The sequence below is a fragment of the Halomonas sp. RT37 genome, assembly GCF_040070525.1.
Taxonomy (GTDB): Bacteria; Pseudomonadota; Gammaproteobacteria; order Pseudomonadales; family Halomonadaceae; genus Halomonas; species Halomonas litopenaei.
Map to the genome: position 1 here is coordinate 4,497,976 of NZ_CP098827.1, position 14,339 is coordinate 4,512,314.

Annotated in this window: 14 protein-coding genes; 5 read left to right on the forward strand and 9 right to left on the reverse strand. The window is 65.5% G+C overall.

Annotated features, from left to right (window positions below):
* Nucleotides 1–2: 2 nt before the first annotated feature.
* The gene (locus NFG58_RS19610) at nt 3–1,007 is read left to right on the forward strand and encodes a branched-chain amino acid ABC transporter permease (RefSeq protein ID WP_108132160.1); all 1,005 of its coding nucleotides are present in this window, start codon (nt 3–5) and stop codon (nt 1,005–1,007) included.
* Nucleotides 1,007–2,323: a branched-chain amino acid ABC transporter permease gene (locus tag NFG58_RS19615; RefSeq protein WP_108132159.1), complete on the forward strand. Its 1,317-nt coding sequence runs from the start codon at nt 1,007–1,009 to the stop codon at nt 2,321–2,323. The genes NFG58_RS19610 and NFG58_RS19615 overlap by 1 nt, the downstream gene beginning before the upstream one ends.
* Nucleotides 2,324–2,635: 312 nt before the next feature.
* Here NFG58_RS19615 and NFG58_RS19620 read toward each other — a convergent pair whose 3' ends face one another.
* Complete coding sequence (locus tag NFG58_RS19620; RefSeq protein ID WP_045992395.1) at nt 2,636–3,841, reverse strand: ABC transporter substrate-binding protein; 1,206 nt, start codon at nt 3,839–3,841, stop codon at nt 2,636–2,638.
* A 251-nt stretch (nt 3,842–4,092) separates the two neighbouring features.
* Here NFG58_RS19620 and NFG58_RS19625 point away from each other — a divergent pair, with 251 nt between their 5' ends.
* The gene (locus tag NFG58_RS19625; RefSeq protein ID WP_108132158.1) at nt 4,093–4,866 is read left to right on the forward strand and encodes a dienelactone hydrolase family protein; all 774 of its coding nucleotides are present in this window, start codon (nt 4,093–4,095) and stop codon (nt 4,864–4,866) included.
* Nucleotides 4,867–5,104: 238 nt separating this feature from the next.
* Complete coding sequence (locus NFG58_RS19630) at nt 5,105–6,358, forward strand: dicarboxylate/amino acid:cation symporter (protein WP_045992397.1); 1,254 nt, start codon at nt 5,105–5,107, stop codon at nt 6,356–6,358.
* 87 nt (nt 6,359–6,445) lie between these two features.
* Here NFG58_RS19630 and NFG58_RS19635 read toward each other — a convergent pair whose 3' ends face one another.
* Nucleotides 6,446–6,679, reverse strand: a complete 234-nt coding sequence (locus NFG58_RS19635) for a hypothetical protein (RefSeq protein ID WP_045992398.1) — start codon at nt 6,677–6,679, stop codon at nt 6,446–6,448.
* A gap of 274 nt (nt 6,680–6,953) precedes the next feature.
* Here NFG58_RS19635 and NFG58_RS19640 point away from each other — a divergent pair, with 274 nt between their 5' ends.
* A complete protein-coding gene (locus NFG58_RS19640) occupies nt 6,954–8,123 on the forward strand; it encodes a C45 family peptidase (RefSeq protein ID WP_222516390.1) in 1,170 nt (389 codons plus the stop codon).
* Here NFG58_RS19640 and NFG58_RS19645 read toward each other — a convergent pair.
* From NFG58_RS19645 to NFG58_RS19675, 7 genes are all read right to left on the reverse strand, one after another.
* Nucleotides 8,094–8,372 (reverse strand): hypothetical protein, encoded by a 279-nt coding sequence (locus tag NFG58_RS19645; RefSeq protein WP_045992400.1) that lies wholly within the window; start codon nt 8,370–8,372, stop codon nt 8,094–8,096. The two genes, NFG58_RS19640 and NFG58_RS19645, sit on opposite strands and share 30 nt — an antisense overlap.
* A gap of 154 nt (nt 8,373–8,526) precedes the next feature.
* A complete protein-coding gene (locus NFG58_RS19650) occupies nt 8,527–9,249 on the reverse strand; it encodes a GntR family transcriptional regulator (RefSeq protein ID WP_045992401.1) in 723 nt (240 codons plus the stop codon).
* Nucleotides 9,250–9,322: 73 nt separating this feature from the next.
* Entirely contained in the window at nt 9,323–10,522 is a 1,200-nt protein-coding gene (locus NFG58_RS19655) for a serine hydrolase (protein WP_222516389.1), read from the reverse strand.
* Between the two features lie 61 nt (nt 10,523–10,583).
* On the reverse strand, nt 10,584–11,327 hold the full coding sequence (locus tag NFG58_RS19660; RefSeq protein WP_222516388.1) for an aspartate/glutamate racemase family protein: 744 nt from the start codon (nt 11,325–11,327) through the stop codon (nt 10,584–10,586).
* A 126-nt stretch (nt 11,328–11,453) separates the two neighbouring features.
* Entirely contained in the window at nt 11,454–12,734 is a 1,281-nt protein-coding gene (locus tag NFG58_RS19665) for a TRAP transporter large permease (RefSeq protein WP_108132155.1), read from the reverse strand.
* A complete protein-coding gene (locus NFG58_RS19670) occupies nt 12,731–13,306 on the reverse strand; it encodes a TRAP transporter small permease (protein ID WP_052704322.1) in 576 nt (191 codons plus the stop codon). The genes NFG58_RS19665 and NFG58_RS19670 overlap by 4 nt, the downstream gene beginning before the upstream one ends.
* A complete protein-coding gene (locus NFG58_RS19675; protein ID WP_052704323.1) occupies nt 13,303–14,298 on the reverse strand; it encodes a TRAP transporter substrate-binding protein in 996 nt (331 codons plus the stop codon). The genes NFG58_RS19670 and NFG58_RS19675 overlap by 4 nt, the downstream gene beginning before the upstream one ends.
* Nucleotides 14,299–14,339 lie beyond the last annotated feature (41 nt).

A 14,339-nucleotide genomic window follows, 5' to 3' on the forward strand; every position in this document is an offset into this window, starting at 1 on the left:
CCTTGAACGAATTCGTGTTCTTCATCAACAACGTGCTGATCGCCGGCAGCGTCACCGGGTCGATCTATGCCATCGGCGCGGTGGGCGTGACGCTGGTCTTCAGCATCATGCGCTTTGCCCACTTCGCCCACGCCGACATGATGACCTTCGGCGCCTTCATGGTGCTGCTGCTGGCGACGCTGTTCCCCCATGCCGGCGACGTCATCGGTGTGCCCACCGCCATCGTCATGCTGCCGCTGGCCATGGTGCTGACGGCGGCGCTGGCGGTGGGCATCGACAAGGCCTTCTACAAGCCGCTGCGTGCCCACGGCGTCAAGCCGATCGTGATGGTCATCGGCTCCCTCGGCGTGACCCTGATGCTGCAGGGCCTGATCCGGCTGTTCTCGGGCACCGGCGGCCAGAGCCTGTACGTCGATGACCGCAAGGAGATCTTCCGCCTGGCGCTGCCCTTCGAGGGCGCCCGGGTGCCGGTGGTGATCACCGAGCCGCAGATCTATCTGTTCGTGCTGACCCTGGTGGCGGTGATCGGGCTGCAGCTGTTTCTGTCGCGTACCCGGCTCGGCAAGGCCATGCGCGCCATGTCCGACAACCCGGACCTGGCCCGGGCGTCGGGCATCAACACCAACACCATCGTCGCCGTGACCTGGGTGATCGTCGGTGGCCTGGCCGCCATCGCTGGCACCCTGCTGTCGATGGACGTGACGTTCAAGCCGGACTTGAGCTTCCACCTGCTGCTGCCGATCTTCGCCGCCGCCATCGTCGGCGGTGTCGGCCACCCCTTCGGCGCCATCGCCGGCGGCTTCGTGGTGGGCTTCGCCGAGACCCTGGCGGTGTTCAACTGGCGGGTGCTGCTGCGGCCCTTCAGCGACAGCCTGCCCGAGTGGCTCGCGCTGCCCAGTAACCTGGCCTTCGTCGGCACCGAGTACAAGATCGTGGTGCCCTTCTTCATCCTCGTCGCCATCCTGGTGTGGCGCCCCACCGGCATCTTCAAGGGCAAGGTGATCTGATGACGACCAACAACTTTCATCGCCGCGACGACGCCAACACCGCGCCCCAGAGCCGCTTTCCGGTGCGCGAACTCAGCCTCTTGGTGGTCCTCGCCGTCGCCGTCGGCGCGGTCTACCTGGCCATGGGTTCGGCCTATTCGACACGCATGCTGGTGGAAGCCAGCTGCTACGCCATCCTGGCCCTGGGCCTGACCATCCAGTGGGGCTACGCCGGCCAGTTCAACGCAGGCGTCATGGGCTTCGTCGCCCTCGGCGGCTTCTGCGCCATGACCTTCAGCGTGCCGGTCAATCCGGCCTTCTGGGATAGCCCGCTGCCCGGTGAGCTGGCCAAGGTACTGGGGTATCTGGCCGTCGGTATCGCGCTGGTATTCGCGCTGTCGCGCATGACTCGCCTGGGCGTGCCGTCCTGGCTGCGCACCCTGATCACCGTGGTGATCGGCCTCGTCGTCTACATGGTGGTGATCAGCGAGCTGCGCGAGGTCACCGACGCCATCGAAAGCCAGATGGGCTTCATCGGTGGGTTCGGCCTGCCGGTGTGGGTCGGCTGGGTGGTCGGCGGAGCGCTGGCCGGCGGTATCGGCTACTTTATCGGCCACGTCTGCCTGGGGCTTCGCAGCGACTATCTGGCCATCGCCACCCTGGGCATCGCCGAGATCATCAAGGCCTTTCTCAAGAACTCTGACTGGCTGACCCGTGGCACCGCTACCGTGTCGCCGCTGCCGTGGCCGGTACCCGATCCCGGCGAGGTCGGCTTCACCCTGGCGCGGGCGCTCTATCTGTCGGTGACGGCGGTGATGATCCTGGGCATCTTCTTTTTGCTCAACCGAGCCTACAACGCCCCCTGGGGCCGCATGATCCGGGCGATTCGCGACAACGAGGTGTCATCTGCCGCCATGGGCAAGGACATCAATCGCCGCCGGCTCGAGATCTTCGTGCTGGGCTGCGTGCTGATGGGCCTCGGCGGCGCGGCACTCGGCAGCTTCAACAGCATCTTCGACCCCAACGGCTACCTGCCGCTCAACCACACCTTCCTGGTGCTGGTGATGGTCATCCTGGGTGGGCCGGGCAACAATCTCGGTACCCTGTTCGGCGCGGTGGCGGTGTACATCATCTGGATCATGTCAGAGCCGCTGGCGCTCTACGTGATGGAGTTGATCGCCCACTTCGGCCAGGCCAGCTTCGGCTGGGAGCTACCCAGCAACCTGGAAAGCCGAGCCCTGCAGGCCAGGGTATTCGTCATCGGGCTGTTGATCACGGTGGTGCTGCGCGTCGCCCCCAAAGGGCTGCTGCCGGAGAAGGTCAAGCACCATGACTGAGGCGTGTCCGTCGACACCGCTACTGCGGACAGTGCCTGACGCCGGTCGTCGTCACTGATGGTCTCATCCTGGCGGCCCAGGGTCGCCAGGGCCCGCCTCTCACGCCTCTTGCCCCATCACTGGCCATCTCGCACGACATCGCCAGCTCGACGCCAATGACAGGCCCCTACCAACGATAAAGCCCCCAGCCAGATGGCCGGGGGCTTTCCTTGAGCGCCTCTGTTGCGAGCATTGGCGCGGTCATTGGGCGGAGGCGACCGCCCGGATGCGTTGTCGTCCGTCGACGACTCGCCTTACTTTACGTCATGGCGGCTATTCAACAAAGCCCTTGCCGGTAAAAGTGCCGTTTTCCACGGCCATTTCCTGTACCACACCAGGCACATCGCCGTTGTCGTCGAAGTCCTGGGTACCGGAGGCGCCTTCATAGTTGATCTCGGTCCCCGCTGCGATCAGCTCCACCGCCTTCTCCCACTCACCGGGCAGGATGACCTCACCGGGGGGAGAGGACACGCTGCGCAGCGCCTCAGACACACCCTCGCGCTCGGCACTGCCGTTCTGCTGGATGGCCAGCCCCAGCAGGAAGGCCGCATCGTAGGCCTGGGCGGCGAATACGGCGGTGGGGTCGATGTCGGCGTTGTTGGCAAGTTCAGTGAAGATCTCGGTGCCGGGAAGGTCCGGGCTGCCCGGACGGGTGGCGATCATGCCGTCGAGCACGTCGGCGCCGATGGCCTCGACCAGGCTGTCGCCGACCATGCCATCGGCCCCCACGTACTGGGTGAACATGCCGCTCTCGTAGGCCTGGCGCACCACCGTCTGGCCGGAGGTATCGGCGTAGGCGAGTACCACCAGGGTCTGGGCGCCGGTGGCCGACAGGGTGCCGAGTTCGCTGCGGTAGTCGGCGCGGTTGTCCTCGTGGGCGAGGTTTTCCAGCACGCTGCCGCCGCCGTCCTCGAAGGCCGAGCTGAAGGCGTCGGACAGGCCGCGTCCGTAGTCGTTGTTGACGTAGGTGACGGCGACTTCCTCGATGCCCTTGTCGATCAGCAACTTGGCCAGCATCTCGCCCTGGAAGGCATCGGAGGGCACGGTGCGGAACACCAGGTCATTGTCGTCGAGGTCGGTGACCGCCGGCGCCGTGGAGGCCGGAGACACCATGGTCACGCCACCCGGAATCGCCGCGTTGTTGGCCGCGGCGATGGTGGCACCGGTACACAGCGCGCCAACGATGGCGGTGACCTGCTCGGTGTTGACCATGCGGTCAGCCGCGTTGGACGCCGCCGAAGCGTCGCCGCAGGTGGTGTCGCCGGTCGGCATCACCACGTCCTGGCCATCGAGGATGCCACCCTGGTTGTTGATATGGTCAACCGCCAGCTGGGCGCCGTCGTAGATCGGCGGCGTCAGGCTCTCGATCCCCCCGGTGAAGCCGCCGAGAAATCCGATCTTGACCTCTGCGTGGGCCATGGAGCCGACCGCCAGGGTGGTTGCAGCCACGGCGGTCGCCAGTACGCGCTTTTTCATGATTGTTGGTCTCGCTCTGGTTGTCCTGAGATGAAGCCGAGACGAGCGCGGTCAGCCGCGGCTCGCCCACTCGATCTTCATACCCCCAATCTGGAAGGCCGCCGGGGAAAACTCAAGTCCCCGCCGCCAACGCTAGGCCGGCTGGATGCAACAAGACGGGGTTCAGGACTGGCGTCTGTGGCCAGGCTTCTATACTCAGCACAGGCCCTGCCATCTGGCGGGGCCAACGCCCCTCACTCGCCAAGGAGCACACCATGTCTCGTTGCGCCCTGCTCGCCCCTGCCCTGATCGGTCTCGGCTCTGTTCTCGCCAGCGCCGGCGCCATGGCCGGACAAAACGTTGACTACCAGGTGGACGGTGAAGCCTTCCAGGGCTATTTCGCCCCCGCCACGTCCTCTTCCAAGGGCAGCGTGCTGATCATCCACGACTGGGATGGCCTCACCGACTATGAAAGAAAGCGTGCCGACATGCTCGCCGAGGCGGGCTACGACGCCTTCGCCGTGGACCTCTACGGCGCCGGCAACCGCCCCGAGGAGATCGACGCGCGCAAGGCCGAGATGGCGGTGCTCTACGATGACCGTGAACGCATGCGCCGGCTGACCCTAGCGGGGCTGACCCAGGCCCGTGAACAGGGCGCCGGCGAAGACACCGTGGTGATGGGCTACTGCTTCGGTGGCGCCGTGGTGCTGGAGATGGCCCGCGCCAACGCCGACGAAGGTGTGCGTGGTTTCGCTACCTTCCACGGCGGCCTCGGCACACCGGAAGGCCAGGGCTACTCCGCCGATACGCCACCGATCCTGGTCGCCCACGGTGGTGCCGACGCCTCCATCGGCATGGACCAGGTGGCGGCGCTGTCCGAGGAGCTGGAGGCGGCTGGCGCCCCCTACGAGATCCAGGTCTACTCCGGTGCTCCCCACGCCTTCACGGTATTCGGCAGCGATCGCTACCAGGCTCGGGCCGACCAGGCCTCCTGGGCGGCCTTCCACCAGCTGCTGCGGCGCGCCCTGGAACAGCAGGATCAGGGCTGAACCGCTAGCGTCGTCAACAGCCCGGCCACCTGGAAGCCGCTCCCAGGTGGCCTCTGAGCACCAGAAGGTGTGCAACGGATGAAAACACCGAGGCAGATTATTCGGTAGAATCCGCCTCCATCGTGCCGATCGCCCATTCGATAGCAGCCAACGAGAACATTTTGCTGACTATCGATGGGTGTCGCGTCTTCCCACCTTGCACGGCAGGCCATCCACCCTGTCCTTCTGGAGCCTCCCCATGTCCACCCCCGATCGTTCCCCCGGCCTGTGGCGCCGTATCCCGCTATGGCAGAAGATCCTGGTCGGCCTCGCCCTGGGTGTCCTCGTCGGCACCCTGATGGGCGAAAGCGCCAGCGTGTTCAAGCCCATCGGTGACATCTTCATCAGCGCCATCAAGATGCTGATCGTGCCGCTGGTGTTCTCTACCCTGGTGGTCGGTATCACCGCCATGCGTGACCCCCAGAAGATGGGCCGCATCGGCGCGCGGACCATCGCGCTGTATCTGGTGACCACCGCCTTCGCCATCGCCATCGGCCTGGCCGCCTCCTGGCTGTTTCAGCCTGGCGTTGGCCTCGACATGACCTTCGAGGCCAACCCAGACGCGGCCAAGGAAGCCCCAAGCCTAGTGCAGATCGTGGTCGGCCTGGTGCCCCAGAACCCGGTGGACGCCCTGGCCAGCGGCAATATCCTGCAGATCATCGTGTTCGCCATTGGCCTCGGTGTCTCGCTGACCCTGATCGGCGAGAAGGGCGAGCCGGTGGTCAAGGTGTTCGAGAGCTTCGCCGAGGCCATGGTCAAGCTGACCAGCCTGGTGATGGCGCTGGCGCCCTTCGGCGTGTTCGGTCTGATCGCCCACGTCGCCGGCAGCTACGGCGCCGAGGTGCTGCTGCCCCTGGTCAAGGTGATCGGCGTGGCCTACCTGGCCAGCGTCGTCCACGTGCTGGTGGTCTACTCCGGTCTGCTGTCGCTGCTCGGTCGTCTCAATCCGGTGCGCTACCTGCAGGGCATTCTCGATGCCCTGGTGGTGGCCTATTCGTCGGCGTCCTCGTCCGGCACCCTGCCGGTCTCGCTGCGCTGCGCGACGAAGAACCTCGGCGTGTCCGAGGGTGTCGCCGGCTTCGTGCTGCCGGTGGGCGCCACCATCAACATGGACGGCACCGCCATCTATCAGGGGGTGGTGGCGGTATTCATCGCCCAGTTGATCGGCGTCGACCTGAGCCTGGCCGACTACGGCATGATCATCGTCACCGGTACCCTGGCGTCCATCGGCACCGCCGGTGTCCCGGGCGCCGGCCTGGTGATGCTGTCCATCGTCATGGCCCAGATCGGCCTGCCGCTGGAAGCCCTGGCGGTGGTCGCCGGCGTCGATCGCATCCTCGACATGGCCCGTACCAGCGTCAACGTGGCCGGAGACCTGATGGTCACCACCCTGGTCGGCAAGAGCGAAGGCGAACTCGACGAGAACGTCTACAACGCCGCCAACAAGACCTGACCAGCCCCCCGAGCCCCTGCCAGACGACGATGCCCCGGCCAGTTGGCCGGGGCATCGTCGTTCAGGGTTCCGCCAGCATCATCGCTTTCAGCTGTGGCCCTGTTGCTCCTGGCTTGCCGTCTCGCGGGCGTCGAAGTCGGCATCCTGCGTGGCACCAGCGTGTTCAGCCGCGCAGTAGGTGGTGTGATGATTGGCGCAGGGCCCTTCTGCAGGGGCCAGCGGCTCAGCCAGCTTGGCAATCTTGCCGTCGACAACACCTGCCTGAGCGGACAGCGGCAGGGCCAAGAGGGCCAATACGAGCAGCGCGTTTCTGGTCTTCATGTTGTGTCTCCTGAGATGGCCGGTAAGGCTCTCTGGCAGCATACAACTTCGCAGACTAATAAAGTGAAACCCTCTGTGGGAGTCTCGCCAGGAATTGTCGAGAAGGGTAGCGAATCGTGTAAAAACTGAACGATATCAATATATTAAAATTCATCCAAGACACCTCGATGGCCACCTCTACGACGCCATGCCAAGCGCAGAACTGCTACGCTGAGGGGATATCCACCCATGTCAGCGACCCGGCGCCAGCCGCTTCGATCGCAGGGAGCACTTCATGACCCCCTCCACGTCCTCTCCCACCCCCTCCTGCTCGTCGTTGACACCCACCAGGCTCTCCGGCAGCCGCCTCGACATCGGCCGTGCCCACGGCAGCCAGCACCGTGAGGCGATCCTTGCCAGCATCGACGTCTACGACCGACTGTTTCATGACCTGGCGGGCCTGCGCTGGCACGAGGCGCGACGCGACGCCGAACGCTTCCTGCCGATGATCGAGCGGCGCTACCCGGCCATCCTCGAGGAGCTCGACGGCATCGCCCAGGGCATCGGCGGTGATCTGGCCGACGTGCTGACCCTCAACTGTCGCAGCGAGGTGTCGCTGACCCGCGCCGGCGGTGGCTGCTCGGCCTTTTCGCTCTATCACGCCGGCCGCCAGTGGCTCGCCCAGAACTGGGACTGGCGCGCCGACCAACTCGACCATCTGGTGATCCTCGAGATCCAGGCTCCCGGCGCACCGCCGTTGATCAGCGTGGGCGAGGCCGGCATGGTCGGCAAGATAGGGCTCAACGCCAATGGTGTGGGAGTCGGACTCAATGCCATCCGCTCGGCGACCTGTGGCGAGGGACTGCCGATCCATATCGCCCTGCGCGCCATGCTCGAGTGCGAGACCCTCGACGCCGCCCGGCAAATCGCCCACGACGGTGTCTGTGCGCCCGCCCACTTCCTGCTGGCCGACGGCAGCGGCCAGGCAGAAGGGCTCGAGGTTCACCCCGGGCAACCGGGAACCATCACCCCGGCTCGCGGGGTCGTCACCCATACCAATCACCTGGTCAGTGACACCGCCACCCACTGGGTCGAGGACTTCCCCAAGCCGGACTCCTGGTCCCGCCTGAGTCGCCTCGACGCGCTGGTCGAGCAACTGCTCGACGGTCTGGGTATGGATGACTCGGGTGCGGATGAATTGGCTGCGGACGAACGGGGTACAGCGAGCACAGCCCCCAACGAGAGCGCCACCCTCGACGCCGAGCGGCTATTCGACCTGCTCGGTGATCATACCCCCGGCGAGGACAGCCTGTGTCGCCACTTCGACCCGAGCGTCGCTGAAGCCGAGCGGATGGAAACGCTGTTCAGCGTGGTCATGGACCTGACCGACAAGGTGCTGTGGCTACGCCACGGCAAGCCCTGCCAGACCACCCATTCAATGCGCCTTGTGCCCACCGCCGTGTGACCCTGACGCCTCGCTTCCGTCCCTGCCGAGTTCGCCTTTCAGGTACTGTTCGGTGGTCAGCAGAAACAGCCGCCGAAACAGCTCGTGGATCGCCTCCTCTCGGCGCAGCGAGGCAAGCTCCGGATCCTTCTCTTCACTGCCCACCTCCTTCGGGTACTCCCAGGCCATGCGCATGGAGCCCGAGCTGACGTCGAAGATCTCGAGGGTCGGGTTGGCTCCGTGAAGCGCGGTCTTGATGCGATAGGACATGACGACCTCCTGCAGACGCTGATAGCCCAAAACAATGAGAATCATTAACGTTTGCAATATGGTCGTGTTTGGATGGCCTGTCAAGGCTCGTCCTGATCATCTCTGTTCAGCGACCAGAAGAAGCAGGCAACCGTCGCCGTGTCTATCGCAGGACTCAGCGTGTCAGCAATGCGCTGATGGCGACACCGGTGTGCATGACGTGTTCGTGCATGTGGCGGCGGGCAAGGTCGGCGTCCCTGGCGATCAAGGCATCGAGGATGGCGCGATGCTCATCGGTGGACTCCTGCCAGCGGCCGAGGCGATTCAGCGCCAGATAGCGCGCCCGCTCCAACCGACCCAGCAGGCGCTGGTGGGTTTCCACCAGCACCGGATTGCGCGCCGCCTCGACCAGCAGCGCGTGGATACGGGTATTGGTGGCGAAGTAGCCGTCGCGATCGCCCTTGGCGTGCTGCTTTTCCAGGCGAGTCTGCAGTGAGGCCAGCCGCTTGAGCTCGGTCTCTGTCATGCGCCCGGCCGCCAGTTCCACCGCCATGGCCTCGAGCCCGGCCTCGACCTCGAACAGATGACGCAGCTCGTCACCATCAAGCAGGGTGACCAGGGCGTTGCGATTGCGCCGCAGGGTCACCAGGCCTTCGCCCGCCAGCTGGTTCAAGGCATCGCGCAGGGGCGTGCGCGAGATGCCCAGACGCCGACACAGAGCCGGCTCCAGCAGACGCTCCCCAGGGGCCAGCTCACCGTGGACGATCAGCCCCTTGAGCAGGTCGTAGGCTTCATCGGCCAGGGACGGCGCCTGGATACGGCGGCGGTGAGGCGCTCGCTGACGCGTGCCTCTATCGGAGGGTGAAGCGACGGTGGCGTCGTCGGTTGTCGACGTCATGGGCATGGACCCTGGAAAATTGAAGGAGAGAAGGGCCCAGAGTATATCGCCTGCCCCGGGCCCGACATCCCCTTCAGGACTGCGGTTCGTCGGTCGGGTCGACGAACACACCCGGCGTCGGGGTACTCGAGGCACGCGCCGCCACCTCGTCCTCGAGTGCTGCGTCGGCTTCGGCGGAGCCTTCACCGTCCAGCGCCGGCAACACATAGTCATTGACCACGTTACGGAAGATGCGCACGTTCTTCGAATGGCGCAGCCCACCGTCGATCGGCAGCATCGCGGTCATCACGACCACAGCGTCACGCTCGGGCAGCGCCGTCACGAACTGGCCCTTGAATCCCATCATGTCGAAGCTCGGCGTGGTATCGACGATATGGCCAAGCCACAGGTAGTAGCCAAAGTCTCGCGCGGCGCGAGGAGTCGTCATCTGTGCGATCCAGCCCTCAGGCACGATCTGCTCGCCATCAAAGCGCCCCTGGTCGATCAGCAATTGGCCCAGCTTGGCCAGATCCATGGATCTGAGCCTCAACCCCCAGCCTGCCGACACCAATCCCTTGTCATCGGCTCGCTGCCAGCTTGCGTTCTCCATACCAAGGGGCTCGAACAGCCGCCGCTCGGCGTATTCGGCAAGAGGCTCACCGGCAGCGGCCTCGAGCATGGCGGCGGCGAATACCGGATTGACGTCGGTGTAGTCGAAAGCGCTGCCGGGTTCCCACGCAACCGGGGTGTCGGCGATCAACGCCAGGCGATCCTCGGCCCCGTAGTAGATGGGGTCACCTTCCGGATCGAAGTCATAAGCAAGCCCAGAGGACATCGACAGCAGGTGCGCCAGAGTGACCTCCTCCTTGTCGGCGACATACTCGGCCAGATCGGGGCGCAGGGTAGCGATGACATCGGCCACACTGGCGTCCAGGGTGATCTTGCCCTCCTCGATCAGCAGACCCGCCAGCAGCGCGGTCACCGTCTTGGTCACCGAGTAGAGCTCATAGTTGTGCTGCCTGCCGAGATCCTGGGTATAGCGTTCCATGATGACCTGGCCGTCCTTGACCACCATCAGGCTGCGCACGTCGTAGCCCTGGGCGTCGAGCCACGACGACAGCTCGCTCAGCGGGGCCGCATCCACTCCCACTTCGCTGGGTGCGGCACTTGGCAGGTCACTGGCGTTCGCGGTGGCACCGAGTGAACCGCACAGCAGGGTGGCGGCGACGAGTCCTGTGAGGGAACGACGACCGTGGGCAAATCTGGAAACAGATGCAGGAAACTGAAGGTGCATGGTGATACCTCGCTGTTGTACTTGTTGTGGTGATGCCTGCCAGGGTGACAGTGGCGGAGGGTCAGCGCCGGCCGATCAGCGTTGCCACATCCCTGCTCAAGCCCTTGTGCGGCTTGTCGGGGGGTGCGGCGTAGCTGCCGACGGTGGCCTTGGCGCGGCCGAGATCGACCAGCGCCTGGGCCTGGGTGATGGCGCAGGTCACGCCGTCCAGCGCCGGCACCGGCAGCTCGGCGGCGACCTGGCGGGCCAACCCCGCCAGCGGGGCCCCGGCCAGGATCAGCACGTCGGCGCCATCCTCTCTGACCGCCTGTTCGGCCAGCTCGATCAGCCGCCCTCCCTGGTCCTGCTGCACGCTACCGATGGCCGCAAGGGGTTCGTCCAGGGCGCGGATACTGGCCAGCCGCGAGCCCAGGCCGTAGCTGTCCACGGTTTCGCGGTACCAGGCCTGGATGCGCTGGGAGATGGCGATGATCGAGAAACGCCCGCCGTACTGACAGGCGCTCATCAGCGCCGCTTCGGTCAGCCCCACCACCGGGATCGGCAGGGCCTCGCGCAACGCGGGCAGACCGGGATCGCCGAAGGCGGCCACCACCACGGCGTCGTGGCCGGGGTAGCGCTCGGCGGCGAGACCCAGGGTCGCATAGCCGCCGATCAGCGCCTCGGCGCGGGTCTCGATATAGGCCACACCGAAGGGCGCGGTGGCGACGCTCAGTTCGCTGCCCGGGCGCAGGCTTGCCTGTGCTTCACGCTCGATCAGCGCGCTGACGTCGTCTGAAATATTGGGATTGATGACCAGAAGCTTCATGGCAGTCTCTTTGTGGTGGGCCGGTCCGAGGCGCCGAATGCGAAACCTCGGCCCTTTCGTAGCTTGTCGTTCGGTCGATGCCGTACTTCAGTCGCCAGTACCTCGATCATTCAGTACCTCGATCATTCAGTACCCCAGTGCCCGCGGCAGCCAGGTGACCAGCGAGGGGAAGGCGATACACGCCACCAGCACCACATACTGAAAGACGATGAAGGGCCAGGCGCTCTTCATCAGCTCGTTCAGGCTGATATTGGAGATGCCGCACATCACGAACAGCAGCACCCCCACCGGCGGCGTCATCATGCCCACCACCAGGTTCATCACGAACAGAAAGCCGAACAGCAGCGGATCGATGCCGTAGGACAGCGCGATCGGTGCCAGCAGGGGCACCAGCATGATGTAGGCGGCGTTGGACTCGACGAACATGCCGACCAGGATCAACAGCCCCATCACCAGCAGCAGGAACATCAGCGGGTCGCTGGTCAGTCCCTGCAGGGCGCTGGTCAGTCGCATCGGCACCAGATCGATGGTGAAGGCAAAGGTCATGGTCGAGGCGAAGGCGATCAGCGCCCCCACCATGGCTGCGGTGACCGCGGCGTTGAACATCGCCCGCGGCAGGTGCGACAGGCGTAGCTGGCGGGTGACGAAGAAGCCGATCACCAGCGCGTAGAGCACGGCGATGCCGGCCCCCTCCGTCGGGGTGAAGGCACCGGCGACGATGCCACCGACCACGACGATCGGCATCAGCAGAATGGGCAGCGCCCGCCAGGTCTGCACCAGCACGTGGCGCAGCCCGATGACTCCGCCGGCCAGCGGATAGCCACGGCGCATCGACAGGAAGCTGGCCAGGCCCATGAAGCCCAGCGCCAGCACCAGCCCCGGCACGATACCCGCCATGAACAGCCCGCCTACCGAGACGCTAGAGCCGGCCATCAAGGCGTAGACGATCATCGCATTGCTGGGCGGGATGATCGCCCCCAGGTTGGCCGCCGAGGCGACCACCGCGCTGCTGTAGCCGGTGTCGTACTGCTGACGCATGGACGGCACCAGCGAACTGCCCAGGGCGCTGGCACTGGCCACCGCCGCCCCGCTGACCGCCGCCAGCACCATGCCGGCGACGATCGCCACGTGGGCGAGCCCGCCGTGGACGCGGCCGATCAACGAGTTGGCGAAGTCGACCAGGCGCTGAAGGATCCCTGCCGCCACCATCAACTCGCCGGCCAGCATGAACAACGGAATCGCCATCAGCGGAAAGCTGTCCACCGAGTGCATCATGCGCTGTGGCAGCACCGCCAGGTCCATGCCGCCGACGACCAGCCCCACCAGCGAGGCAAGGCCCAGGGCAAAGGCCAGCGGCATACGCAGAAGCGCCAGTACCGCAAAGCTCAGAATAATCGCCAGGGTCATGGGCGCACCTCCTCACCTCGGTCATGGCCTGAGTCGGGTCCAGCCGGGGCGGAAGGCAGCGGCTCAAGCTCCAGGCACTGGGCGATCAGATGCAGCGCACAGTGGATCGCCGAGATCAGCACCGCGATATAGAACACCGCCGCGGTGATCGGCATGGTTGGCATCAGCTGCGGCCACTTGTCGATCACCGCACCGGTTCCCACCACCCCCAGGATCACCATCAGTACCACCCCCAACGCCGCCATCAGCTGGGCCAGCCGGCGCTGGGCGCCGGCGGGCAGGTGGCTGACAAGGGCATCGATACCGACGTGGATGCCACTCTTGATACCGTGGGGAATGGCCAGAAAGATCGCCCATACAAAGCACAACCGGGACAGCTCATCGGCGGAGTCGATACTGGTGCCGAGCAGGTAGCGTGCCACCACCTGGGCGCACACCAGCACCGTCATCAGGCCCATGGCCAGCAGGATGGCGTAGTAGGAGCCACGGTCCAGCCACGCCAGCAGATGCAGGAAATGGCGCCGAACCGGATGGCCCGCGTGGGCCTCCAGGCGTTGCCAGGCCCGTGTCATGCCCCCAGCTCCTCGAGCACCTTGTCGACCAGCTCAGCGCCGAGCTTTTCGCGCAGATCATCCACTACGCTCTGGCTGGCCTCGCGCAGGGCCGCGCGGGTCTCGTCGCTGATCGGAGTGAACTGCATGCCGCGCTCGATCAGGGTATCGCGGGCCTGGGTATCCTCGGCCGCCGCGGTCTCGCGCTGCCAGGCCACCGCCTCGTCCATGGCCGCCATCAGGGTGGCACGCTGGTCGTCGCTCAGGTCCTCGAACTTGTCGCGATTGGCGACCACCACGATGTAGTCGTAGAAGTGTCCGGTATCGGACAGGTACGGCTGCACCTCGTCCAGACGCTTGGTCTCGATGATGCTGTAGGGGTTCTCCTGGCCATCGAGCACCCCCTGCTGCAGCGCACCGTAGACCTCCTTGATGTCCATCGACACCGGATTGGCACCGATGGCGCGGAAGGTGTCCAGGTGGGTCTGGTTGGGCTGCAGGCGGATCTTCAGGTCCTGAAAGTCCTCGATCGACTCAAGCGGCCGCTCGGCGTTGGTGACGTGGCGGAAGCCGAGTTCCATGTAGCCCAGCGCCACGAACCCGGCCTCGGCCAGTTTCTCGTCGAGCAGCTCGCCGACCTCGCCGTCGATCAGCGCAAAGGCGTCCTCGCGGCTGTCGAAGGCGAACGGCAGGCTCAGCGCCTCGAGTTCCGGCACGGTACGCGACAGGTAGGAGATGCCGATCCAGCTGCCCATGATGGCGCCGGAACTGACCTGATCGAGATTCTCGCCGGCACCGCCAAGCTGCATGTTGGGGAACAGCTGGGCGGTCAGATCGCCATCGCTCTGCTCCGCCAGGGTCTCGGCGAAGCGCGCCATGGCGCGACTGCTGGAGTGATCATCGGTGAAGTTGCCGCCAAAGCGCAGGTCTTCTGCCTGGGCCAGCAGCGGTGTGCAAAGACCCAGGGCCAGCGCGCCGGCACCCAGCAGGGAAAGACGGGAGGGAGTCGTCATGTCGCAATCCTTGTTGTTGGTATTGGGTAAGGAATCGGTGA

Excerpts from the sequence above, each read along its gene's own strand:
- NFG58_RS19655 (WP_222516389.1), bottom strand. The coding sequence starts at position 10,522 with ATGCACCTTCAGTTTCCTGCATCTGTTTCCAGATTTGCCCACGGTCGT.
- NFG58_RS19625 (WP_108132158.1), top strand. The coding sequence starts at position 4,093 with ATGTCTCGTTGCGCCCTGCTCGCCCCTGCCCTGATCGGTCTCGGCTCT.
- NFG58_RS19650 (WP_045992401.1), bottom strand. The coding sequence starts at position 9,249 with ATGACGTCGACAACCGACGACGCCACCGTCGCTTCACCCTCCGATAGA.
- NFG58_RS19675 (WP_052704323.1), bottom strand. The coding sequence starts at position 14,298 with ATGACGACTCCCTCCCGTCTTTCCCTGCTGGGTGCCGGCGCGCTGGCC.
- NFG58_RS19630 (WP_045992397.1), top strand. The coding sequence starts at position 5,105 with ATGTCCACCCCCGATCGTTCCCCCGGCCTGTGGCGCCGTATCCCGCTA.
- NFG58_RS19635 (WP_045992398.1), bottom strand. The coding sequence starts at position 6,679 with ATGAAGACCAGAAACGCGCTGCTCGTATTGGCCCTCTTGGCCCTGCCG.
- NFG58_RS19670 (WP_052704322.1), bottom strand. The coding sequence starts at position 13,306 with ATGACACGGGCCTGGCAACGCCTGGAGGCCCACGCGGGCCATCCGGTT.
- NFG58_RS19640 (WP_222516390.1), top strand. The coding sequence starts at position 6,954 with ATGACCCCCTCCACGTCCTCTCCCACCCCCTCCTGCTCGTCGTTGACA.
- NFG58_RS19665 (WP_108132155.1), bottom strand. The coding sequence starts at position 12,734 with ATGACCCTGGCGATTATTCTGAGCTTTGCGGTACTGGCGCTTCTGCGT.
- NFG58_RS19645 (WP_045992400.1), bottom strand. The coding sequence starts at position 8,372 with ATGTCCTATCGCATCAAGACCGCGCTTCACGGAGCCAACCCGACCCTC.
- NFG58_RS19615 (WP_108132159.1), top strand. The coding sequence starts at position 1,007 with ATGACGACCAACAACTTTCATCGCCGCGACGACGCCAACACCGCGCCC.
- NFG58_RS19660 (WP_222516388.1), bottom strand. The coding sequence starts at position 11,327 with ATGAAGCTTCTGGTCATCAATCCCAATATTTCAGACGACGTCAGCGCG.